The sequence below is a fragment of the Snodgrassella sp. W6238H11 genome, from assembly GCF_016100525.1.
Classification (GTDB): Bacteria; Pseudomonadota; Gammaproteobacteria; order Burkholderiales; family Neisseriaceae; genus Snodgrassella; species Snodgrassella alvi.
In genome coordinates this window covers 250,690-275,030 of record NZ_JACFSH010000002.1, presented here as the reverse complement: position 1 = coordinate 275,030, position 24,341 = coordinate 250,690, and the positions used below count along the sequence as shown (strand labels likewise).

23 protein-coding genes are annotated in these 24,341 nt (G+C 44.0%); 13 read left to right on the top strand and 10 right to left on the bottom strand.

Annotated elements, in window-relative coordinates:
- Positions 1-163 precede the first annotated feature (163 nt).
- Positions 164-925 carry a S24 family peptidase gene (locus H3V00_RS04705; RefSeq protein ID WP_198206931.1) on the bottom strand — a complete coding sequence of 254 codons (762 nt, stop codon included), beginning with the start codon at positions 923-925 and terminating at the stop codon, positions 164-166.
- Positions 926-2,200: 1,275 nt separating this feature from the next.
- Positions 2,201-2,686: a cyclic pyranopterin monophosphate synthase MoaC gene (gene moaC / locus H3V00_RS04700; protein ID WP_198206932.1), complete on the bottom strand. Its 486-nt coding sequence runs from the start codon at positions 2,684-2,686 to the stop codon at positions 2,201-2,203.
- 71 nt (positions 2,687-2,757) lie between these two features.
- On the opposite strand from moaC, the gene mog reads away from it, so the two are divergent.
- Entirely contained in the window at positions 2,758-3,333 is a 576-nt protein-coding gene (mog, locus tag H3V00_RS04695; protein WP_025331175.1) for a molybdopterin adenylyltransferase, read from the top strand.
- Between the two features lie 213 nt (positions 3,334-3,546).
- Here the strand turns inward: mog and pntB are convergent, their stop codons facing one another.
- The 6 genes from pntB to queA form a co-directional block, all read right to left on the bottom strand.
- Positions 3,547-4,926: a Re/Si-specific NAD(P)(+) transhydrogenase subunit beta gene (gene pntB, locus H3V00_RS04690; RefSeq protein WP_198206933.1), complete on the bottom strand. Its 1,380-nt coding sequence runs from the start codon at positions 4,924-4,926 to the stop codon at positions 3,547-3,549.
- 12 nt (positions 4,927-4,938) lie between these two features.
- Positions 4,939-6,474, bottom strand: coding sequence for a Re/Si-specific NAD(P)(+) transhydrogenase subunit alpha (locus H3V00_RS04685; protein WP_198206934.1), 1,536 nt, complete (start codon positions 6,472-6,474; stop codon positions 4,939-4,941).
- A 346-nt stretch (positions 6,475-6,820) separates the two neighbouring features.
- Positions 6,821-7,762: a siderophore ABC transporter substrate-binding protein gene (locus H3V00_RS04680; RefSeq protein WP_198206935.1), complete on the bottom strand. Its 942-nt coding sequence runs from the start codon at positions 7,760-7,762 to the stop codon at positions 6,821-6,823.
- A gap of 142 nt (positions 7,763-7,904) precedes the next feature.
- On the bottom strand, positions 7,905-8,222 hold the full coding sequence (sugE, locus tag H3V00_RS04675; RefSeq protein WP_025331179.1) for a quaternary ammonium compound efflux SMR transporter SugE: 318 nt from the start codon (positions 8,220-8,222) through the stop codon (positions 7,905-7,907).
- Between the two features lie 239 nt (positions 8,223-8,461).
- Positions 8,462-8,848: a lactoylglutathione lyase gene (gene gloA / locus H3V00_RS04670; RefSeq protein WP_078475657.1), complete on the bottom strand. Its 387-nt coding sequence runs from the start codon at positions 8,846-8,848 to the stop codon at positions 8,462-8,464.
- A 17-nt stretch (positions 8,849-8,865) separates the two neighbouring features.
- Positions 8,866-9,906 carry a tRNA preQ1(34) S-adenosylmethionine ribosyltransferase-isomerase QueA gene (queA, locus tag H3V00_RS04665; protein ID WP_198206936.1) on the bottom strand — a complete coding sequence of 347 codons (1,041 nt, stop codon included), beginning with the start codon at positions 9,904-9,906 and terminating at the stop codon, positions 8,866-8,868.
- A gap of 253 nt (positions 9,907-10,159) precedes the next feature.
- Between queA and aroQ the strand changes: the two genes are divergently transcribed.
- From aroQ to ppk1, 9 genes are all read left to right on the top strand, one after another.
- Positions 10,160-10,618 (top strand): type II 3-dehydroquinate dehydratase, encoded by a 459-nt coding sequence (gene aroQ / locus H3V00_RS04660; RefSeq protein WP_025331182.1) that lies wholly within the window; start codon positions 10,160-10,162, stop codon positions 10,616-10,618.
- A 41-nt stretch (positions 10,619-10,659) separates the two neighbouring features.
- On the top strand, positions 10,660-11,121 hold the full coding sequence (accB, locus tag H3V00_RS04655) for an acetyl-CoA carboxylase biotin carboxyl carrier protein (protein WP_025331183.1): 462 nt from the start codon (positions 10,660-10,662) through the stop codon (positions 11,119-11,121).
- A gap of 45 nt (positions 11,122-11,166) precedes the next feature.
- Positions 11,167-12,525: an acetyl-CoA carboxylase biotin carboxylase subunit gene (gene accC, locus H3V00_RS04650; RefSeq protein WP_110414436.1), complete on the top strand. Its 1,359-nt coding sequence runs from the start codon at positions 11,167-11,169 to the stop codon at positions 12,523-12,525.
- A 91-nt stretch (positions 12,526-12,616) separates the two neighbouring features.
- The gene (gene prmA / locus H3V00_RS04645; protein ID WP_078475787.1) at positions 12,617-13,513 is read left to right on the top strand and encodes a 50S ribosomal protein L11 methyltransferase; all 897 of its coding nucleotides are present in this window, start codon (positions 12,617-12,619) and stop codon (positions 13,511-13,513) included.
- A gap of 121 nt (positions 13,514-13,634) precedes the next feature.
- Complete coding sequence (locus H3V00_RS04640; RefSeq protein WP_198206937.1) at positions 13,635-14,435, top strand: hypothetical protein; 801 nt, start codon at positions 13,635-13,637, stop codon at positions 14,433-14,435.
- Positions 14,432-15,769: an amino-acid N-acetyltransferase gene (gene argA / locus H3V00_RS04635; protein ID WP_198206938.1), complete on the top strand. Its 1,338-nt coding sequence runs from the start codon at positions 14,432-14,434 to the stop codon at positions 15,767-15,769. The genes H3V00_RS04640 and argA overlap by 4 nt, the downstream gene beginning before the upstream one ends.
- A 62-nt stretch (positions 15,770-15,831) precedes the next feature.
- The gene (locus H3V00_RS04630; RefSeq protein ID WP_198206939.1) at positions 15,832-16,104 is read left to right on the top strand and encodes an oxidative damage protection protein; all 273 of its coding nucleotides are present in this window, start codon (positions 15,832-15,834) and stop codon (positions 16,102-16,104) included.
- Between the two features lie 6 nt (positions 16,105-16,110).
- On the top strand, positions 16,111-16,725 hold the full coding sequence (locus H3V00_RS04625; RefSeq protein ID WP_198206940.1) for a serine acetyltransferase: 615 nt from the start codon (positions 16,111-16,113) through the stop codon (positions 16,723-16,725).
- A gap of 86 nt (positions 16,726-16,811) precedes the next feature.
- The gene (ppk1, locus tag H3V00_RS04620; RefSeq protein WP_198206941.1) at positions 16,812-18,872 is read left to right on the top strand and encodes a polyphosphate kinase 1; all 2,061 of its coding nucleotides are present in this window, start codon (positions 16,812-16,814) and stop codon (positions 18,870-18,872) included.
- A 145-nt stretch (positions 18,873-19,017) separates the two neighbouring features.
- Here ppk1 and dut read toward each other — a convergent pair whose 3' ends face one another.
- Both dut and coaBC read right to left on the bottom strand, forming a co-directional pair.
- Positions 19,018-19,479: a dUTP diphosphatase gene (gene dut, locus H3V00_RS04615; RefSeq protein WP_198206942.1), complete on the bottom strand. Its 462-nt coding sequence runs from the start codon at positions 19,477-19,479 to the stop codon at positions 19,018-19,020.
- A gap of 82 nt (positions 19,480-19,561) precedes the next feature.
- Positions 19,562-20,743: a bifunctional phosphopantothenoylcysteine decarboxylase/phosphopantothenate--cysteine ligase CoaBC gene (gene coaBC / locus H3V00_RS04610; RefSeq protein WP_198207171.1), complete on the bottom strand. Its 1,182-nt coding sequence runs from the start codon at positions 20,741-20,743 to the stop codon at positions 19,562-19,564.
- 539 nt (positions 20,744-21,282) lie between these two features.
- On the opposite strand from coaBC, the gene H3V00_RS04605 reads away from it, so the two are divergent.
- From H3V00_RS04605 to H3V00_RS04595, 3 genes are read left to right on the top strand one after another with little or no spacing between them, the layout of a single operon-like run.
- A complete protein-coding gene (locus H3V00_RS04605; RefSeq protein ID WP_100125825.1) occupies positions 21,283-22,413 on the top strand; it encodes an ABC transporter ATP-binding protein in 1,131 nt (376 codons plus the stop codon).
- Between the two features lie 19 nt (positions 22,414-22,432).
- Positions 22,433-23,401, top strand: coding sequence for an ABC transporter permease subunit (locus tag H3V00_RS04600; RefSeq protein WP_078475665.1), 969 nt, complete (start codon positions 22,433-22,435; stop codon positions 23,399-23,401).
- Entirely contained in the window at positions 23,394-24,275 is an 882-nt protein-coding gene (locus H3V00_RS04595; RefSeq protein ID WP_100126551.1) for an ABC transporter permease subunit, read from the top strand. The genes H3V00_RS04600 and H3V00_RS04595 overlap by 8 nt, the downstream gene beginning before the upstream one ends.
- Positions 24,276-24,341: the final 66 nt, after the last annotated feature.

The following is a 24,341-nucleotide window of genomic DNA, read 5'->3' as shown; positions in this document are numbered from 1 at the left end:
AATAAATAGCAATGGATATTAAAAGTAAAAATAAAGCAGTTTGTCTGTTTTAATCCTCTTACAGAGTTTTTTACCGGTGATGATCTGTTTCTGTATTAATACCGCCATATAAATTGAGTCAGACAATAGCACCGCATTTCAATGCCGGAATTATCAGTACCAATCAGATTTTTCTGCAGTACCATTCTACTTTACCAATGATTTCAAAATTTTCCTCAGGATTATTCAGATCAATAGTAAATGCTTCGTATTCTTTATTAGCAGAAGTAACCAGTAATTGATTATTCGGTTTCAGCTGTGTACGCTTAACCTGTATATTATTTCCTATACGCAATACATACAGACCATCACCACCTTCTTTTTTATCATGATTAATCAGTACATGATCTCCGTGATTAAGTATTCCGGACATACTGTCATCTTTGATAATAAAGGTACTCAGTTTTTGCGGATCTACATTCAAGTTATTTTTCAGCCAGATACGATTAAATGCAAATGTGCATAAAGCATTACTCTCACTGGCATTGACTTCATATGAATTCTGCAAAGAATACTCTGGAATAAATGCATAATCTCCGGCATATATTTCATTTGAGCGGCCGGCATAATCACAACTGCTTTCACTGAGGTGAGCACCGGTATTCACAGATAAAGGATTGGACAGCGTTGCATAGCAATCTTTATGATTATTTTCTCTGTCCTTTTCAAATTTAGGTCCTTGACCTTTTGCTAACCATAATAGACTTACCTGTGCAGCATCAGCTATTTTAATTAAATTTTCGGCACCTGGTTCCGCACCAACTTTTACCCATTTAGATGCAGTCGGATAAGCAACCCCTACTCTTCTTGCTAATTCAGAAACACTTTTCAGAATATCTACTACTTCCTGCATTCTAGAGGCAAAGCCGACGTTAAAATTTTCCATATGGGAATTACCTTCAAATAAAAAATATGTAAGGTCAAATTTAAAATATATTTGCAAACAATAATTTACAATTTTAAAATTATAAAAAAGCAACATTCTGGTACATTTTTTAAATTAAAACTTGCAAAATATAACTTTTACTATATAATTTGGTCTGTAAATATATTAGGAGCATTAACTAATTACTTTAATATAAATAAAGTAAACGTTAATTTTTTAACGTTAATGCTATACTATTTACTTACAGTATTGCATTTAATATTAAATAACGCACATTGGCTAAACATTCACTTTGCTTGCTTGGCACGGAATGGATAATACCATTTTGTCATGCGCAAGGAAATGCCAGAAAATGGGTGACTTCGTGTCTTTGTACTTTTTTTGTATAAAAAAAATGACCAAATAAAATAAAATATCACATTTTCTGAAACAATTGTTTAACCTAAGGCAATATTTTTCAAGTCATTATATGTGAATTTTTTGTTAAACATATAGTATTTTACTATTATTTCAAAATAAATACTCTTAAAATAAACCTCCATAAAAACCCTTTAAAACTTAATTTTTGATTAATTTTTAAATAAATTTCAATCAGTAAATTTATATTTATATTTATAGTTTTATATTTCCAATACTAAAATTTTCTTTAATATACAAATAAAACTTTCAAAATTTTTTTGGAAAATTAATTTGTAAACAAAAACAGCAAATTCATTTATTTTTCATTGATTTTAATTATACTATTAAATTTTTTTATTATAACTAAAAAATATATATAAAGTTAACACTTCATTTTTTATATTAATTTTTTAATGTGTAACTATAAATCAAGTTACAACCTACAAATGCATAGATAAATAATAGTGAAATCAAACGATTAACTCATTATCAGTATAAATTTAAAGATTCAGATAAGAGGAAATTTTTTATTCAGCGTTCTATTTAATCAACACGCTTTGTATTTAATAATAATTAAATTAGATACGAGAAGACAGGCGAAGCTTTCAAATAGCAGAGAATTAATTTAGGTGACTTACAGATTGGCTTTGCTGGATTTAATGATAATACTGATGCAATCCATCTGTAGCTGAATAGGATCTAAGACAATTTATCTTCAATGTTATAAACGGTCTGAGTACAGTTTATTACCATAGCTATTTTATTATTAGTAACTTTGCTTATTTAAAGTCACTGACAGAATATTTCTAAGACTAAATTGCTCAGGCAACTATTTTATTTTTCAGTGACTATTCGTTTATATTTATTTTAGCAGTATCAGGACTGGCGATGCCAGGTACCGGACTGGCCACCCTCTTTGTGTTGCAGACAGATATTGCTGATAATCATACTGCGATCTACTGCCTTGAGCATATCATAAATAGTAAGCAGTCCGACACTGGCAGCAGTTAATGCTTCCATTTCAACTCCGGTCTGCCCCGTATTTTCTGTTTGTACACAAATAGTGATACTGCGTTTTTCATTATCAAGACTGAAATCAACATTAACCCGGGTAAGTGCTATTGGATGGCATAAAGGTATTAAATTACTGGTTTGTTTAGATGCCTGTATTGCGGCAATTCGTGCAATACCGAGTACATCCCCTTTTTTACTGTCACCATTGCGTATTTTATTAAACGCAGTTTCATTGACACTGATAATACCAGTTGCAATGGCAATGCGCTTACTATGCGGTTTGGCTCCCACATCTACCATATGAGCTTCGCCACGGTTATTGAAATGTGTTAACTCGTCTGAATTCATCTTGCTTCACTGACAGGCTAAAGGGTCTATATTACAATAATTGTCTTTGTAATGCTGGATGAGCTCTGAAAATGGATACATTGTCTTTATTAAAAATTGGTCTGGTTTCTATCAGTGACCGGGCCTCTACTGGCGTCTACACGGATCAGGGTTTGCCTGAACTGAAAAAATGGTTACAGCGTGCGGTATTGAATCCTCTGGAATTTGTTGAGCACCTGATTCCGGATGAACAGCCACTGATTGAAAGTATTCTGACTCAGCTTGCCGATGAAGATGCCTGCCCTCTGATTCTGACTACCGGCGGCACCGGCCCTTATTTACGCGATGTAACTCCGGAAGCAACGCTGGCAGTAGCCGACCGGGTAATTCCGGGCTTTGGTGAATTAATGCGGCAAATTAGTCTGCATTTCACTCCTACTGCTATTTTATCGCGTCAGGTAGGGGTACTGCGTGGCAATAGTCTTATTCTGAATTTACCCGGTAAACCATCTGCAATTGCAGAAACACTGGGGGGCGTGAAAGATGAACAGGGGAAAACCCTGATACCGGGTATTTTTGCTTCAATACCTATTGCAGTAGATGCCGTTGGCGGCCCGCTTATCCGTACAGATTCCGATTTTTGTCCGGTAGTATTACCCAAGCGCTGATTGAATAATGCCTGATGTTCACAGACCAGTTAATTTGGCAATGGATTTGATTGGCGGAAAATGGGAAGGTGTGATTCTTTATTCAATAAATAACATTCTGTAATTTTTAGCAGATAGGATAATATCCAGATTTATTTTGAATTTCTTAAGATTTGTATTGATCGAGCTTTAATAAAAAACAGTCTGGTAAATGACCAGACTGTTTTTTCTCTGTTAAATATTTTTATCCACTTCATCCAGAGTAGCTTTGGCATCACCAAAACACATTCTGACATTTTCTTCATAAAACAGTGGATTATCTACGCCTGCATAACCGGATTGCATTGAACGTTTAAATACAATCACGTTTTTAGCTTCCCAGACATGCAATACCGGCATACCGGCAATAGGACTATTCGGGTCAGTTACTGCTGCCGGATTGACCGTATCATTGGCACCAATCACCAGTACCACATCAGTATCGCTGAAATCATCATTGATTTCGTCCATCTCCAGTACAATATCATAAGGTACTTTTGCTTCAGCCAGTAATACATTCATATGTCCGGGCAGGCGTCCGGCTACCGGATGAATCCCGAAGCGGACATTAATACCTTGCTGGCGCAGTTTGGTGGTAATACTGGCCACTGCATTTTGTGCATGAGCCACCGCCATACCGTATCCCGGCGTAATAATGACGCTATGTGCATTTTTCAGTGTATCTGCTACCTGCTCAGGTTTGATTTCCTGAACTTCGCCGGCTGGTACATTGTCACTGTTTGCAGCTACCGGCGCTGAACCGAAACCGCCGCCAATTACAGACAGAAATTTGCGATTCATCGCCTGACACATGATATATGACAAAATCGCACCGGACGAACCGACTAATGCACCGGTAACAATCAGTAAATCGTTATCAAGCATAAAACCGGCAGCGGCGGCAGCCCAGCCTGAATAAGAATTCAGCATGGAAATGACTACCGGCATATCAGCTCCGCCAATCGAAGCGACCAGATGATAACCGAATACCAGTGCAATCAGAGTCATGACAATCAGAGCAAAACCGGAACCGCCAACACCTACGAACCACAGCATCAGTAAAAATGACAATACCAGTGCGCCCAGATTGAGCAGGTGCCGGTGTGGCAGTTGCAGGGGGCTGCTGGCAATCTTACCATTCAGTTTTCCCCATGCTACTAATGAACCACTAAAGGTTACTGCACCAATAAATACTCCCAGAAATACTTCAACCAGATGGATGGTGAACATGTCTGAGTCTACATCATGAGGGTCGATGTAGCTGTTGAAACCCACCAGTACAGCAGCTAATCCGACAAAGCTGTGCAGCATAGCAATCAGCTCCGGCATCTGGGTCATTTCCACTTTCTTAGCCTGTTGCAGACCCACTGCACCACCAATAACCATGGCAATAATCACCCAGCCCAGACCGTGCGCATTTTCACTGAAAACCGTAGCAATCAGCGCAATAGCCATACCTGCCATGCCCATATAACAGCCACGTCTGGCACTTTCCTGCTGTGAGAGTCCGGCCAGACTCAGAATAAACAATACTGCAGCAACGATGTATGCAGCAGTTACGATACCTTGAGACATACCGTTTCCCCCTTATTTACGAAACATATTGAGCATACGGCGGGTAACAGCAAAGCCACCGAAGATATTAACGCTGACTATCGCTACTGCAACAAAGGCCAGCAACGATACGAAACCATGTCCCTGCCCGATTTGCAGCAATGCACCTACTACAATAATGCCTGATATGGCATTAGTTACTGACATTAACGGGGTATGCAAGGCGTGGTTCACGTTCCATACCACAAAGTAACCCACTACACAGGCAAGTACAAATACTATGAAGTGATTCAGAAAAGCCACCGGAGCAACCGCACCTATCCACAACATCAGTATGACTGCAACTGCTGACCAAATGATTTTTTTGTTTGCTGATGCCGGCTGTGCTGTCGCAACAGGAGCCGGAGCTACAGCTTTCGGTTCTGCTTTTGGCGCGGCGGATACCTGAATCGGTGGTGGCGGATACATGCTGTTGCCTTCATGAGTAACAGTCATGTTACGGATAATCACATCTTCGAAGTTTAATGCCAGTTCACCATCCTTATTCGGTGTAAGCAGGCGTGCCAGATTAACCAGATTTGTGCCATAAAGCTGTGAAGACTGGCCGGCCAGACGGTTAGCCATATCGGTATAACCAATTATTTTCACCCCATTGGCTGTAGTAATAATTTTACCGGGTTCGGTATATTCGCAGTTACCGCCGGTAGCAGCGGCCAGATCCACAATTACCGAGCCTTCACGCATACTGTCTACCATCTCCCGGGTAATCAGTTTGGGAGCAGGTTTTCCCGGAATTGCAGCAGTTGTAATGATAATGTCAACTTGTCTGGCCTGTTCAGCAAACAGTTTCATTTCTGCTTCAATATAAGCAGCACTCATGGTTTTAGCATAGCCGTCGCCACTACTGCTTTCTTCTTCCTGATAGTCCAGTTGCAGAAAGTTACCACCCATGGACTCAATCTGGTCAGCAACTTCAGGGCGGGTATCGAATGCATTAATCACGGCACCAAGCTGACGGGCAGTACCAATTGCAGCCAGACCGGCCACCCCTGCACCTATCACCAATACTTCTGCCGGAGGCACTTTACCGGCAGCAGTAATCTGGCCGGTAAAGAAACGGCCAAAGTTTTCAGCAGCTTCAATTACCGCCCGATAGCCACTGATATTAGCCATTGACGACAAAGCATCCATTGCCTGTGCACGTGAAATCCGCGGTACCATGTCCATTGCCAGCACAGTAATATTTTTCGCCTGTAACTGCTGTACCAGCTCTGGCTGCTGTGCCGGCATGATAAAGCTGACCAGTATCGTGCCGGACTGCATGGCGGCAATTTCTTCTTTATTCGGTGCATTTACCTTAAATATTAGCGGACACTGCCAGACAGTGCCTGCATCGGCCACTGTTGCGCCTGCTTCCTGATACAAACCGTCAGACAAGCTGGCGGCCTTACCAGCATCATGCTCAATAACAACTTCATGCCCCAATTTAATTAGCTGGGTAACGGTTTTCGGCGTAGCCGCTACTCTGGTTTCACCGGCAAGAGATTCGCGTGGAATACCTATCTTCATTCTTATTCCTTTCCGAGGAAGGTGCCGTAAAATAGTTTTAACTGTAAATATTTGTCTGCTCTGATATATTTGCTCTGAGTTAATCAGTATAGACTGCCTGCCTAACTCATAACTATCAGAAGATAATATTTTCTGTTGTTTACAACCACTATATTATCGAAAACACAGCAATAAAACCTTTATTCAGGTCATTATTTGTGTCTGATTTAAAAAATTTAACAATTACATTTACATATAATATGTCTTTATCAATAATGTCTATTATCAGGATAGGCTATTATCTGTTTTCAACAAAAAAGCCAGCCATTAGTAATAACGGCTGGCTGTAATGTGACAGGAACAAAATTTAATTCATGCTGTTCAGCGGCCGGATAACTTCATCAATCTGACGATTCAGACTTTCCAGCCCGTTGCCGGATAAATACCACAAGTCAGCACTAAGATTAACGATTTGCGTACCTGCATTCTGCATAATTTTATTATCAAAATAATCGCTGCGCATCGGTGTATTGCCTATTGCTTTACTGCGGTCAACAACGTAAATAATATCCGGATGATATTGAGCAATAAACTGATTATCAACCATTATACGTGCCGGCCGGCCATTTTCAGCTTTATCCGGTACAGGCAGATCATTGGCATTTACAGCCCGTTTTACATGTAATTCATCGAATATCAGCGCAGCATAGCTACCCTGATTCATCAGCATCACATTTCCATCATTATGTAATACCACGATGGCTTTTTTACCGGATTGCTGCGCGAGCTGACGGGCCGCATCCATTTTTAAATCCAGTGCATTCAACTGCTCCTGCGCCAGTACTTCTTTGCCGGCAATTTTCCCCAGCAATCTGATCTGATTCTTGACCGCAGAATAATAATTTTCACCGGCATTAACTGAGTAATTGAGTGTAGGTGCAATGGCACTTAAATCTTTATAGAAATTATTCTGCCTTCCGCTCATGATAATCAGATCCGGACTGGCAGCTTTAATACCGGCGATATCCGGCTCCTTCATTTTGCCTGAATCCTGCACCTGTGCATTATTATATTGTTGCAGATAAGCCGGAATATTACTTACCGGAGCAGCAATAACACGGTTGCCGGCACCCAGTGCATCCAGCGTATCTAAAGCACCGAAATCCATCACAACAATTTTTTGCGGTTGTACCGGTATCTTAATTTCTTCGCCAGCCTGAGTAAGGTTAATTGACGGTGCAGTGCTTTGACAGGCACTTATCCCCATCATCAGAGCCGAAGCCACAGCCAGCGTTATTATTTTTTTCATAACTGAATTACCCCTTGAATTTTAAATTATTAAATAATGATAATTATTATCATTATTTAATATAAATGTCCAGCTTTGCAATACAATCCGGCTTAATATAAATTTAATAAGCGGAGGTTATAACTTGCCGGACAGCATGAATTTAGTGTGCGCCCAGTTTCAGACCAATAATACCGGCAATAATCAGTGTCAGGCTAATCAGACGCATGGCACCAGCCGGTTCTTTAAAAGCAATGATACCGACAATGGTTGCTCCCACAGCGCCAATACCAGTCCAGACTGCATAAGCTGTACCTACCGGTAATGAACGCATGGACTGTGCCAGCAGAAGAAAGCTGCCAACCAGAGCAGCCAATGTAATGATACTCGGAGTGAATTTAGTAAAATTCTGTGAATACTTAAGACCAATTGCCCAGACTATTTCAAGTATGCCGGCCAGCAATAATGACACCCAGGCCATAATGATTCCTGTTAAGGCTGATGCAGGCCGTCCTGCGTGAGAATCTACCGGCCGGGTCGTCCCGAACGGATGCATAAATAAGCATATGAATAATGGCATCATAATAGGCAGTCTGAATCAGCGTCAAGCAATCAAAACTCCATTGGAACAAAAACAGATGGCTATAAACCATCTGTCAGGATATAGATACTGATCGCAGTTCAGTCTGCCACAGTTACAATCAATATAATGCTGTGAACTTATTTCTTCTTCTGAATGAATTCAATTTTATAGCCATCAGGATCTTCCACAAATGCGATGACAGTAGTGCCATGCTGCATGGGTCCGGCCTCACGGGTTACACGACAGCCTTTGGCGCGCACAGCATCACAGGCAGCATAAGCATCATCTACCTCAATAGCAATATGTCCGTATCCTGTACCTAGATCATAAGTATGCGTATCCCAGTTATAGGTTAATTCCAGTACGGTACTGTCAGATTCTTCACCATAGCCGACAAAAGCCAGAGTAAAACGTCCGCCGGGAAAATCCTCCCGCCGCAGCAGTTTCATACCGAGCACATCCTGATAAAACGCCAGTGATTTATCCAGATCACCTACTCGCAGCATAGTATGCAACATTCTCATGTTATGTTCCTTATATCTTATTCTGTTTTTGTTTTTGCCAGATTACCCAGCAGCATGGCATCGCCATAACTGAAAAAGCGGTATCCGGCACCAATGGCATGCTGGTAAATGGCACGAATTTCATCATAACCGCTAAATGCGCTCACCAGCATGAGTAAAGTTGATTTAGGTAGGTGAAAATTGGTAATCATGCGGTCAATTACCTTAAACTCATAGCCCGGCGTAATAAAAATATTGGTATCGCCCTGGCCTGCCTGTAATTTTCCGCTGCGTGCTGCAGACTCTAGTGCGCGGACTGCTGTTGTGCCTACCGCCCAGATTTTATTTCCTCGCGCCTGTGCCGCTTCAATCTCTGCTACAACTTCCTCACTCACGTCATACCATTCACTATGCATATGATGTTCAGCAATATTTTCTACCCGCACCGGCTGAAAGGTGCCTGCACCCACATGTAAAGTTACTTCGGCCAGGTGTACGCCCTTATCTCGCAATTGTTGCAAAATAGTATCGGTAAAGTGCAAACCGGCGGTAGGTGCAGCTACTGCTCCTTCATATTTAGCATAAATCGTCTGATAGCGCTCATCATCGTCATGATCAGCCGAACGGGTAATGTATGGTGGTAATGGCAAATGGCCGTGAGCTTCAAGTAGCTCCCATACAGTTTTGTCGCCGGAAAAATGCAGTACAAATAACTCACCTTGTCGCGCCTGCATCTGTGCATGCAATCCGCCTTCGAAAATCAGTTCTGTACCCGGTTTGGGTGATTTAGATGAACGCACATGCGCCAGAGCAGTATGATTATCCAGCACTCGTTCAATCAATGCTTCAATCTGACCGCCACTGGCTTTACAGCCAAAAAGGCGGGCTTTCATTACACGGGTATTGTTAAATATCAAAACATCACCGGCTGCCACATAATCTGCCAGCCGGATAAATTCACTGTCTGTCGGAGGCTGCCCGGGCAAAGCTACCAGCAGACGGCTACTGCCGCGCACAGCCGGAGGGTGCTGAGCAATCAGTTCCGGTGGCAAATCAAAATCAAAATCATTAATATGCATGTATATGTGCCCGAAAAAGGCAAAAGACGTATTATAAGCCGGCTTGCACAGACTGCGAAGCAGTAGCATATTACCCTTATCAGCCACAGTTTAAATATCCGGCTTATCAGTTTATTAAGCACGCAAAATAAGGCTGCCAGACTGTTATAGGGAAAACAGTTGTAGTTTATATAGTGAAATTTTTACGAAAATACTGGACATTTGCGCGCATTTTCGGCAAAAATGGCGCAATTTTGCGATAAACAATCAATTTATGAGTGCCTCAATTCTGGTTTTAAACGGCCCCAATTTGAATCTTTTAGGGTTACGGGAGCCGCATATATATGGTCATACCACACTGGCAGACATTAATCAGAAACTGCTTGTACAGGCACAGGCAGCCGGCCTAACGCTGGAAACACTGCAAAGCAATGCCGAACATGTTCTGACAGAACGCATTCAGGCTGCATTAACTGATGATACCCGGTTTATTATTATTAATCCGGGTGCATTTACCCATACCAGCGTAGCCATTCGTGATGCTTTTGCAGCTGCCGGCAAACCATTTATTGAGATACACATTTCAAATGTACATGCACGCGAAGCTTTCCGGCGCCATTCCTATCTGTCCGATATTGCCATGGGGGTAATCTGTGGTCTGGGCGTATATGGTTACGAGGCAGCGTTACACCGTGCAATTGAATACATTCAAGAGACAGATCGCCAACACTAATACCTATTGCGATCAGGTCCAATCACACAAGGGTTCATAATATGGATTTACGTAAACTTAAAAAACTCATTGATCTGGTAGAAGAGTCAGGCATTGCTGAAATCGAAGTGACCGAAGGTGAGGAAAAGGTACGCATTACCCGCACTACTGCTGCTCAGCCAGTATATTCTGCACCAGTACAGCAACAGCCGGCTGTTATGGCCGCACCAGCAGCAGTTCCGGCAGAAGCTGCTCCGGCAGCAGCCGTACCGGCAGCCGGTCCTGATCTGAGCAAAGCGATGAAATCACCGATGGTCGGAACTTTTTACCGGGCAGCAAGTCCGACTTCTGCACCATTTGTTGAAGTGGGGCAAACCGTTAATGCCGGCGATACTCTGTGTATCATCGAAGCCATGAAACTGATGAATGAAATTGAAGCTGATCACAGTGGTGTGGTCAAAGAAATTCTCGTATCCAACGGGCAGCCTGTGGAGTTTGGTGAACCGCTGTTTATTATTGAGTAATCTTAATATCAGTCATAACTCCCCTTTTTTACAAGGTACTGCCTCATGTTAAAAAAAGTTCTTATTGCCAATCGTGGCGAAATTGCGCTGCGCATTCTGCGCGCCTGCCATGAAATGGGTATTGCAACCGTGGCTGTGCATTCAGAAGCCGACAGTGATGCTCTGCACGTTAAGCTAGCTGATGAATCTGTTTGTATTGGTCCGGCCAGTTCCGCCCAAAGTTACCTGAATATCCCTGCTCTGATTTCCGCTGCTGAAGTTACCGATGCTGATGCCATTCACCCCGGTTATGGATTTCTGGCAGAAAATGATGGTTTTGCAGAACAGGTGGAGCAGTCCGGTTTCGTTTTTATCGGTCCGCGTCCGGAAACCATACGTCAGATGGGCGACAAAGTTTCTGCGAAAAAGGCAATGCAGGCTGCCGGTGTTCCCTGTGTACCCGGTTCAGATGGTGCATTACCGGAAGATCCGCAGGAAATTGAAAAAATCGGTGCTGCGGTAGGCTATCCGGTCATTATTAAAGCATCAGGCGGCGGCGGCGGTCGCGGTATGCGCGTAGTTGAAAAGGCTGAGGATTTACTGGCCGCAGTAGAAATGACCCGTACTGAAGCCGGGGCTGCTTTTGGTAATCCTGCCGTATATATGGAACGCTATCTGCAGAAACCGCGCCATATTGAAATTCAGGTACTGTGTGATGAACATGGCAATGCCATTTATCTGGGTGAGCGTGACTGCTCTATGCAGCGCCGCCATCAGAAAGTCATTGAAGAAGCACCGGCACCATTTATCACTGCGGAAGAACGCGAGCGTATTGGTACCGCGTGTGTAGCCGCATGTCAGCGCATCGGCTACCGTGGTGCAGGTACATTTGAATTTCTGTATGAAGATGGTGAGTTCTTCTTCATTGAAATGAATACCCGTGTGCAGGTTGAGCATGCTATTACTGAGCTGATTACCGGTGTGGATATTGTGCAGGAGCAAATCCGTGTAGCTTCCGGTCTGCCCTTATCCTACACTCAGGCAGATATCCGTTTACAAGGACATGCTTTTGAATGCCGGATTAATGCCGAAGACCCGTATACTTTTGTTCCCAGCCCCGGCCTGATTACCAGCTGCCACCAGCCCGGTGGTAACGGTGTGCGCATTGACAGCCATATTTATCAGGGCTATACCGTGCCTCCTTATTACGATAGCATGATTGGTAAGGTGTGTACCCACGGGCGTGATCGTAATGAAGCTATTGCCAAAATGCGTGTTGCCCTGCAGGAGCTGGCCATCACCGGTATTAAAACCAATACCAACCTGCACCGTGATATTTTTGCTGATCCGGGTTTCATTCATGGTGGTGAAAGTATTCATTATCTTGAACAATGGTTACAAAAACACAAAGAATCACAAAAATAATTTACAATAAGCATACATTGCGCTTTTGTTTGCAGGCAGCCGCGGTGGCTGCCTGAAGTTTTATAAAACATCCAGTTACGGTAAAAAAGCCATGCACTACCAACAAGTTGTTATTACAGTTACACAAGATCAGGTGGATAAGCTCTCCGATGCACTGATTGAAAACGGCGCATTAAGTACAGCTATTGAAGATGCCAATGCCGGCAATGATAATGAACAGCCGATTTTCGGCGAACCTGATATGCCCACTGAACAGGTGTGGCAGCAAAGTAACATTGTGGCACTGTTTGATGAAAATACTGATATTGATTCCGTTGTCTCTGCAGCGGCACAGGAATGTGCGATTGCCAAACCACAGTACTATCTTGAAACCATTCCTGAGCAAGACTGGGTACGCCTGACCCAGTCTCAGTTTGACCCGATTCAGATTTCTTCGCGCTTATGGATTACGCCATCATGGCATAACCAGCCAACTCAACCGGGGGTCATCAATCTGCAACTGGATCCGGGACTGGCTTTCGGTACCGGGAGTCACCCCACTACCCGGCTGTGCCTGCAATGGCTGGATAAGCATGTGCGCAGTGGTGAAACTCTGCTGGATTATGGCTGTGGTTCAGGTATTCTGACGATTGCCGCACTGAAACTGGGTGTCGGCCGTGCCTGTGGTGTAGACATTGATCCGCAGGCAATCCGTGCCAGTCAGGATAATGCTGCACAAAATCAGGTCAGTGCTGAATTTTATCTTCCGGATAATTTGCCAGCCGGTCAGAAATTTGACATCGTTGTTGCAAATATTCTGGCTAATCCGTTACGCATGCTGGCTCAAATGCTGGCAGAACGTACCCGTACCGGTGGTGAAATTGTCCTGTCAGGTATTCTGGCAGAACAAACAGAAGAACTCAGTGGAATATATCGTCAGTGGTTTGATTTGAACTCACCTAAAACACTGGATGGGTGGGTATGTATTAGTGGCCGTAAAAGAGCATAATTGTCCGGTTCTGCTATTTATCTGAAAATACCGGCATGACATGCTAATGCGATAACACGGCTATCTGCTTCTGACAGTACTTAATTGCCTCCTTTTTAACTATTTGGTTTGCTGAAAAATCATGTCTAAAACAATTACTGTTATTTGTCCTAAATGCCATGCAGAAAATATCGTAGCAACACCGCCACGTGACGGAGGACGTGTTGTGTGTGAACAATGCCGGCACAGATTTACTGTTGTATCCAAAATCCGTACGAATAAAAATGTCACCCCGCCGGCCGAAAGCAAAAATAATACGGCAGCTTCCGGACAACAGGTACCCAGTGCCAGTGAAGTAATGGATTTACTGCAAAATGCTCTGAATTTAAATCAGACCAACAGCAGAAATGCCCAGAGTCAGATATTTACCAGTGCACCAACACCAAAAAATACTGCGGTTATTGATAAAAGACCGAATCTGAATACTTTATTAAATCAAGTAGCCAATAAAGTTGAAATCCGCGTGCCAACGGTAATCGAACCGGAACCGGAACATTCCTCTGCGCCGCAGCCGCAGCTAGCCAGCAGTGAATTACTGCGCAACCCGCTACCTGTAGCAGAGCCGGTAAAAGAAGCTCCGCCAATAGTCAATACACCAGTCCATGTGCCTGAAGAAAACACTACCAGCATCTCCATGAACAGTAATGTGAATAACCTGAATAATCTTGTTTTTACCTTACTGCCTAATGACAATCCAAATCAGGCAGATGTACCATTACTGCTTAATGATGCAATCGAAAAAACCGATGCCATCCATGCCAAAACCGAATTTTTACATCATCAGCAGGATAAACTGTCCAAAGAATTTAACTGGACTCTGGCAACCATTGTTGCGTTAACTGTACTGATGATGCAGTTATTTTATTTAATGGCAGTAAAATGAACATTCATGCAGGTAATCAAGAAATTTTTAAAAGTAACCAGTTTGTTCACGATTTTCGTCAGGCCTCACCTTATATCCACCATCTGAATGGTAAAACGCTTGTTTTAGCAATCAGTAGCCATGTTCTGGTAAGCGACAAACTCGCAGCGCTGGCCGCCGATATACTTTTATTAACCAGCCTCGGTATGAGGCTGGTTCTTATTCACGGGTGCAGCCAGTATATTCAGGCCATAGCCGGCAGTGATACTGCAATCAGCATAGATGAAAATCCGGTTACGGATAATGCAGCTCTGGAATTAGTCAAACAGGCCAGCGGAATTGCACGCTTCAATCTGGAAGCAGCTCTATCTATGATACCTACACAGGTTATGGAGCACAGCACTCCGAACCTGCGTATTGCTGCCGGCAATTTCCTGCGCGCCAAGCCTCTGGGCGTAATTAACGGAACAGATATGGGCTATAGCGGCTGTGTTCGCAAAGTAGATTCGGCCGCTATCGAAGAGCGTCTGGCTCACAATCAGCTGGTATTAATCAGCCCGATCGGTCATTCGCTTAGCGGTCAGTCATATCGTTTGCAGGTAAATGAAGTTGCACAAGCTGTGGCAGAAGCCATCAGCGCAGAAAAACTCATCTTTCTGGGCACGCAGCAAGGTTTACTGGATGAACAGCAACAAACCATCAGTGAGCTGAACTGTGTTGAAATTGCCAGTCTGCTGGCACAAAACACCGGAAGCAGACGCCAGACAGAGCTGTTACAGACAGCAGCACATGTACTTGAACACGGTGTTCAGCGGGTGCATGTACTATCCGGTCTGCAGGATGGCAGCCTGTTACAGGAATTATTTACCCGTGAAGGCAGCGGCACAGCCATGGCTAAAGCACCCTTTATGCGTATCCGGCCGGCTGCTAATAAAGATATCGGTGATATCCTGCAACTGATTGCGCCACTGGAAGCCGCCGGTATTTTATTACCGCGTGACAGTGAGTACATGGAAAACCATATTCATGAATTTTCTGTGCTGGAGCAGGATTGTTATGTCTATGGCTGTGTCGCTTTACATGTTTATCCTGAAGCAAATGCCGGTGAGCTGGCCTGTCTGATTGTTTCACCGAATGCCCGCGCCCGCGGCTACGGAGAACTGCTGCTGACTCATGTTATTAAACAGGCACAGCAATTACAGCTAAAAGAACTGTTTGCTCTGAGCACACATACCGGCGACTGGTTTATTGAACGCGGATTTATCAGTGCTCATCTGGAACAGTTACCATCAGAGCGGCAGCAACAGTACACCAGTAACAAACGCCAGTCGAAAATATTTTGCCGCCAGCTTTAAACCAACTCCTGCAAAATATTTTACAATCTGTATTTTTCCCTGAATGACACAAAGGAAAACACATGAGCCATATGGTGCATTGCGTTAAACTGGGCAAAGAAGCGCCCGGATTGAAATTTCCGCCATTTCCCAATGAACTGGGTAAACGCATATACAATAACGTATCACAGGAAGCCTGGGATGGCTGGTTACGTTATCAAACCATGATTATTAATGAAAACCGCCTTAGTCTGGCCGACCCCCGCGCCCGTCAGTACATTACACAGCAAATGGAAAATTATTTCTTCGGCGAGGGTGCCGATCAAATCAGTGGTTATATACCGCCTCAGGAATAAAAACTAATGGCTGTTCGATTTCACAGAGACGAACAGCCTTTTATTTTCCCGACATCTTTGCACTGTTTTATGGTTATCCAGCTTATTAAAAGTGATTTGTTTCGTTATAGCGGCCGTACAGACTGGTCTAGTTTTATTCGTCATTATCTGTTTAACCGGGGGTTCCGCTTTACTTTCTGGCTCAGGCTGGCCTCCGTACCGGGAATATGGCGCAAACTTGCCTACCCCATGTATGCATGGCAAAAACGCCGCAGCGGTATCATTATCAGCCCGCGCACAGCAGTAGGTTATGGTTTGTACATTGGTCATGGCGGCCCGCTGATTATCAATAGCAGTGCCCGACTGGGTAATAATGTCAATCTTTCACCCTACACAGTAATTGGTGCTAACAACGGACCCGCAGCCTGTATCGGTAATAACGTCTACATCGGACCCAATTGTAATCTGATTGAAAATGTACAGATTGGTGACAATGCCACTATTGGCGCCGGCAGTGTTGTGACTAAAAATATTCCGGCAAATGCCACAGCTGCCGGCAATTACGCTAAAGTACTGAATTACCAAAATCCGGGACAATATATCCACAACCGCTGGCCGCCAGAAAATACAATTGAAGCTTGACCTGTCAGCAAAACAGTGCCAATGTTAGTAACATTAACACCAGACTGACAAATTCTTACCCTTAATGACAGTTACAGGTATAGCCAATGTCCGAAATTCAGCCACATCTACTTTGCCGTGAACTTAGCCTGCTGGCTTTCAATCGTCGCGTTCTGGCACAGGCGCAGGATACACAGGTACCCTTACTCGAACGTTTACGGTTTTTATGTATCGTTTCTTCCAATCTGGATGAATTTTTTGAAGTAAGGATGGCATGGCTGCGGCGTACCCGTGAACTCTCACCACATATTCCTCTGGCCAATGGCGAACTACCGGATACAGTTATTGCCAATGTAACCGAAGAAGCTCACGCCATTATTGCCGAACAATACAGATTATTTAACGATGAGCTGATTCCGGCACTGCGCAGTGAAGGCATATCTTTTTATCCGCGCAGTGAATGGAGTGAAGCACAACGCCAGTGGGTGGCTGATTACTTCCGGAATGAACTGTTACCCATTCTGACCCCTATCGGATTGGATCCTTCGCATCCTTTTCCGCGTTTACTGAATAAATCACTGAATTTTGCAGTAGAACTGGAAGGTAAAGATGCTTTTGGGCGTACCGGTGGCATGGCCATCGTTCAGGCTCCGCGTATTTTGCCAAGAGTACTGAAAATGCCTAAGGAATTATGTGACGGACATGATGGTTTTGTATTTCTGTCGTCAATCCTGCATGCTCATGTGCATACACTCTTCACCGGAATGAGCGTTAAAGGCTGCTATCAGTTTCGCCTTACCCGCGACAGCGACTTAAGTGTTGATGAAGAAGATCTGGAAAATCTGCGCACGGCAATTGCAGGTGAATTACAGGGAAGACAATATGGAGATGGTGTCCGGCTGGAAGTAGCCGATAATTGTCCGGCACACGTTTACGATTTCCTGCTTAGCCATTTTCATCTGGGGCGCGACGAATTGTACCGGGTAAACGGTCCGGTAAATCTGGTACGACTAATGGCCGTACCGGATATGGTTGAACGCAATGATTTAAAATTTCCGCCATTTATTCCCGGCACACCGGCCATTCTGAATAAAAATCGCGATATGTTCAGCATCATCAGCCAGCGCGATATCTTACTCTATCATCCCTATCAGTCTTTCGAACCTACAGTTCGTCTGATTCAGCAGGCTGCTGATGACCCTCAGGTTATTGCGATAAAAATGACCATTTACCGCACTGGTAGTAACTCTGACCTGGTAAAAGCACTGATGAAAGCAGCACTGACAGGCAAACAGGTTACCGTGGTAGTAGAACTGATGGCCCGTTTTGATGAAGAAACCAATCTGAACTGGGCAGGTCAGCTTGAAGCTGCCGGTGCCCATGTCGTATATGGAGTCTTTGGTTATAAAGTTCATGCCAAAATGGCACTGATAGTACGACGTGAAGACGGCAGGCTGAAACGCTACGCTCATGTCAGTACGGGTAATTATCATCAGGGCACCAGCCGTATTTATACTGATCTGGGTCTGATGACCTGCAATCAGGATATCAGCGTGGATGTTAATACCGTATTTATGGAAATCACCGGTCTGGGACAACCCAATAATCTGCATAAAATAGCGCAAAGCCCGTTTACTCTGCACAAAATGCTTCTCAGCAGCATTAATAACGAAATTGAGCAGGCAAAAGCCGGCAAAACAGCTCGTATTATTGCTAAAATGAACGCACTGGTTGAGCCTTCTATTGCCGATGCCCTGTATGCAGCCAGTCAGGCCGGTGTACAAATTGAGCTGATAGTACGCGGAATATGTGTGCTGCGTCCGGGTGTTAAAGGCTTATCAGAAAATATCCGGGTACGTTCTATAGTCGGCCGGCTGCTGGAACATGCACGGGTATTTTATTTTGAAAATGGCGGTGATTCTAAACTATGGATATCCAGCGCCGACTGGATGGGAAGAAATCTGTTCCGTCGTGTAGAAATTTGCACACCGATTGAAACACCTGAGCTAAAACAACGTATAATCAAGGAAACTCTGATGCTTGCGCTGGCTGATAATCAGTGTGCATGGCTGATGCAGCCGGATGGTCAGTATGAGCGCATTAAACCAGCAGAGAAAGAGTCTATAACCAATATGCAGAATATGCTTATTGAGCGTTATCGCCAGTAATAATACTGGTTTCAAACCTAAAACTACCGAATGGCCGGTCAGAATGCTGAATTAATTGTGTAGTAAGCAGTTTTAGCCAGTGCCATGGCAAAAAAAGCAAGGTTATCCATCCGGATACCTTGCTTTTCGTTTGCTTAAATAAAAATTACTGATGTCCGGTACTACCAAAACCGCCTTCTCCGCGGCTGGTTTGCGCAAATTCGTCAACCACAGTAAAAGCTGCCTGCATAACCGGCACAATAATCATCTGAGCAATCCGTGCCAGAGGTTCAATGACATACTCTTCCTGACTGCGATTCCACAACGATACTTTTAATTCTCCCTGATAATCCGAATCAATTAACCCAACCAGATTACCCAGTACAATCCCATGTTTATGCCCCAGACCGGAACGCGGCAATATCAGAGCCGCGTATCCTGGATCAGCCAGATGTATGGCCAGTCCGGTCGGTAGCAGAAAGCTTTCTCCCGGCTGCAAAGTAACCGGTGTTTCAATACAGGCACGTAAATCCAGCCCGGCCGAACCAATCGTCGCATATTCAGGTAATTGTTCTGCCATTGACGGATGTAATATTTTAATTTGTACAGATAACTCAGAAGCACTCATAAAAACCAGTCTTTAAATAATAGATCATTAAAAATATCAGGACAGCACGCCCTTATAACACATCAGTAACAGCCTTTTACTGTCACGGCAATAATTGTGCCAGCCGTTGAACAATAGCCGCAGCCGTATCCGCTTTACTCATCTGCGGTAAAGCCGTTTCCTGCTCGTCATCAAGTAAAATTACCTGATTGGTCGTTTTACCCATAGCCTGACTCACATCATTGGCTACCAGTAACGGCACACCTTTTTTCAGCCGTTTAGCACGCGCATATTCCAGAACATGCTCACTTTCTGCGGCAAAGCCGACACAGAAAGGAGCATCCGGCTGGCTGGCTACGGTTGCCAGTATATCGGCATTTTCAGTCAGTTCGATTACAGGAACAGCCTGCCCCGGCTGTTTTTTCAGTTTTTGTACACTGCGGTTTTTTACTTTGTAATCAGCCACTGCTGCTACAGAAATAAACACATCCTGCTGTGGCAATAAACGCTCGACTGCATTCAGCATAGAATCTGCGCTGACAGCCTGTTCAGTGTAAGCCAACCCTGCTGCCATTGAGGTATTAATCTGTCCGTATACCAAAGATACACTTGCTCCGGCCGCACGGCAGGCACGTGCCAGAGCCATACCCATCTGTCCGCTGGAAATATTGGTAATACCGCGTACCGGATCAATGGCTTCAAAGGTTGCCCCTGTCGTAATCAGTACCCGTTTACCAGCCAGCACCGGCAGTGTCCAGACATCTGCCAGCAATTCCGCCAACTCAGCCGCTTCCAGCATGCGTCCGCTGCCAGTTTCGCCACAAGCCTGCTCACCGACTGCCGGTCCGAGTATTTTTATCTGATCCTGACGTAATAAAGCCAGATTACGCTGATTAGCCGGATTATTCCACATTTGTACATTCATTGCCGGCGCAACAGCCAGCGGACAGGTACGGGCTGCTACCAGAGTTGTCAGCAGATTATCAGCCATGCCATGTGCAATTTTCGCCAGCGTATTGGCAGAAGCCGGTGCAATCAGCATCACATCTGCCTGACGACTCAGATTGATATGAGCCATCCCGTTGCCACCGGCAGCATCATGAGTATCAAGTAATACCGGTTCTCCGCTCAGTGCCTGAAAAGTAGTGGGACTGACAAAATCAGTAGCTGCCTGTGTCATCACAACATTAACCTGATGTCCTGCTTTTTTAAGCAGCCGCACCAGTTCACAACATTTATATGCAGCAATACCACCACAAATACCTAACAACACCTTTTTCTTCATTACTTTTACATCCATCGTCCTGACCGGCCGTTAACAGATATCTACCGAATTTTCATTTAACCCAGTCAGAAAAAATAAAACAAACTATTTGATTAGAAGGAAAATTTTTTGCATAATCCATTTATACTCACATTCACATTTTATAATTGAAAATCAGTACAATCTCATTATCAGATACAACTGCTCTGTAGATCAGGTTTAAATGAATATAGCAGCCAATAATTACATGATACACTAGGCAATATTCAGCCTGCCAGACAGCAAGTTCTCTGTCTGACCGTACTTTAGCTCAATCCTAACAAAATTTTATTCAATTTAAAAAGTACCGCTAAATCCCTGTTTACATACAAAGTTATACTCTAAGTGGAGAATTTAAACGTATTAACACTTAAATTTCATTGCCCCATACTAAATGCTTGCATACAATGCGTCCCCTAAAGCAGGAGCAGAATCGTTTTTGCACCGTTCTTTAAACATTACAGTAAACATCCATATGCCGAGCATTGGCTGGAACGATTTTTCTGGAGTAACCTTTAATTATGAGCGAAAACGCAATCACCAGACCAGGTGCCGATCCAGCACATTACTTACAGATTAAAGACATCGTCAAGACCTATGGCGATAATTACGCTGTAGACCATATTAATCTGACCATCAAAAAAAACGAAATATTCGCCTTGCTCGGCAGCTCCGGCAGCGGTAAATCGACTTTATTACGCATGCTTGCCGGTATGGAAACACCAACTCAGGGACAGATTATCCTTGATGGTGAAGATATTACTAAATTACAACCCTACGACCGCCCTATCAATATGATGTTTCAGAGCTATGCCCTGTTTCCGCATATGACGGTCGAACAAAACATCGCTTTCGGACTAAAGCAGGACAAACTGCCCAAAGATGAAATCAGTGCGCGGGTGGAAGAAATGCTGCGTCTGGTACAAATGAGCAAATACGCCAAACGCAAACCACACCAGCTTTCCGGTGGTCAGCAGCAACGCGTTGCGCTGGCACGCAGTCTGGCAAAACGCCCTAAATTGCTGTTACTGGATGAGCCTCTGGGTGCTTTGGACAAAAAACTGCGTCAGCAAACCCAGCTTGAACTGGTGAATACTCTCGAAAAAGTAGGCGCTACCTGTATTATGGTTACCCATGATCAGGAAGAAGCCATGACAATGGCTTCACGTATTGCCATCATGTCGGACGGACAGTTGCAACAGGTTGGCACACCTTCTGATATTTACGACTATCCGAATAGCCGCTTTACAGCTGAATTCATGGGCGAAACCAATATTCTGGAAGGCAAAGTGACTGAAGACGGTGCCGACCATACCATTATTCACTGCCCAGAAATGCAGCAACTGGTTTATCTTGGTCACGGTATCAGCGGACCGGAAGATCAGAAAATCTGGCTGTCTATTCGTCCTGAAGATATCAACATCTATCGCGAGCAACCTCAACAGGAATATAACTGGTCAGCCGGAATTGTCAAAGAAATTGCTTATCTGGGCAGTTTTGGTATTTTTCATATCCAGCTGCCTTCCGGCAAAATTATTAAAAGTCAGGTGTTATCCTCATACTGGGAACAATACAACATTCCGATGCCCACCTGGGAAGAAAAAGTTTACATCAGCTGGCCGGATAATCAGGCCAGCCCTCTGACCCATTAATTGGCGCGGGAGCTTAAACATGAACTGGTTTAACCGCCTCAAAGGCTTACGCCCGACACAGGGACTGGTTGTCGGCATCCCTTATATCTGGCTGCTGGTACTTTTCCTTATCCCGTTTTTTATCGTACTTAAAATCAGCTTTGCCGAACAGGATATTGCCATCCCGCCCTATACTCCGCTGTATCATGTAGATGCAGAAATGGGACGGGTAAATATTCTGGTCAGCTACCAGAATTATGCCGATATTTTCAATGATTTCTGGCATTCTCTCGGACAAATGTTTATTGGCAATCTAGGCGATAATATTTATCTGCTGACTTACTGGTTATCAATTAAAACCGCTTTCACTACGACACTTATCTGTTTGCTGGCAGGTTATCCGATAGCCTATGCTATCGCCCGGGCACCGGAAAAAATCCGTAACGGTCTGCTGCTTACCATTATGCTGCCTTTCTGGACATCATTTCTGCTGCGTGTATATGCATGGATGAGCCTGCTCGGCCATAACGGTATTATTAATACTTATCTGATCAAATGGGGACTCATCAACAACCCGATGAATATGCTATACAACTCATTCTCACTGAATCTGGTTATGGTATATACCTATCTGCCCTTTATGATTCTGCCTCTGTACACTCAGCTGGTAAAACTGGACAACCGCCTGCTGGAAGCCGCTGCCGATCTCGGTGCCGGCCCTATTAAAGCGTTTGTTTCCATTACTCTGCCACTATCCAAAGCCGGGATTATCTCCGGTTCGATGCTGGTCTTTATTCCAGCAGTTGGTGAGTTTGTGATACCCGAACTGATAGGCGGACCAAAAAATCTGATGATTGGCAAAGTACTGTGGCAGGCTTTCTTCGATCAGAATAACTGGCCATTGGCGTCAGCAGTTGCTGTCATTATGGTGCTGTTACTGGTAATTCCGATTACCTTGTTCCATCGTTATGAAAACCGGGAAATTGAAGAAGGAGCCAGCCATGCATAAAAACATATCATCCTGGTTTCTCAGAGTAATGCTGTTTCTGGGGCTGGCATTTCTGTATATACCCTTGGTTGTCCTGATTATCTACTCATTCAACAATTCGCGACTGGTCACTGTCTGGGGAGGTTTTTCCACTCAGTGGTACAGTAAATTATTACAGAATGAACAGATACTTGATGCTGCGTGGCTTTCAGTACGCATTGCTCTGTGCTCGGCGGCAGCCGCAGTCATTCTGGGAACACTTGCCGGCTATGCACTAGCCCGCATCAAACGTTTCCGTGGTAATACCTTGTTTGCCGGTATGGTTTCTGCACCAATGGTTATGCCGGACATCATTACCGGTTTGTCCATGCTGCTGTTAATTATTCAGGTACAGATATTGCTGCAAAACAGTGTTTTTAGCTTTCTGTATTTTGAACGCGGCTTTTTTACTATCTGGCTTGGTCATACCACCCTGTGTATGGCCTATGTAACTGTTATTATCCGCTCACGTTTGTCTGAGCTTAATCAGTCACTGGAAGAAGCAGCCAAGGATCTTGGTGCGAGGCCATTAAAGGTATTTTTTCTGATTACACTGCCTTCAATTGCTCCGGCTATTGCATCCGGCTTTCTGCTGTCCATTACGCTGTCGCTGGATGATCTGGTCATTACATCATTCCTGTCCGGTCCGGGTTCTTCTACTTTGCCAATGATTATATTTTCAAAAATCAAACTGGGTCTGGATCCGCAAATGAATGTACTGGCCACCATCATCATTGCACTGGTAGGTACACTGGTTATTAGTATTAATTACTTTATGATGCGGCAAAATACCAGACGTGAACGGGAAATGGCAGAAGCCTATCGACAGAGTCTGTTACTTGAGGCTAACAAATAAAAATGCATACATGGCAGCTATCTGATTTCGGTTAGCTGCCAGTTTTTCATCTTCCTAATCAGTTTA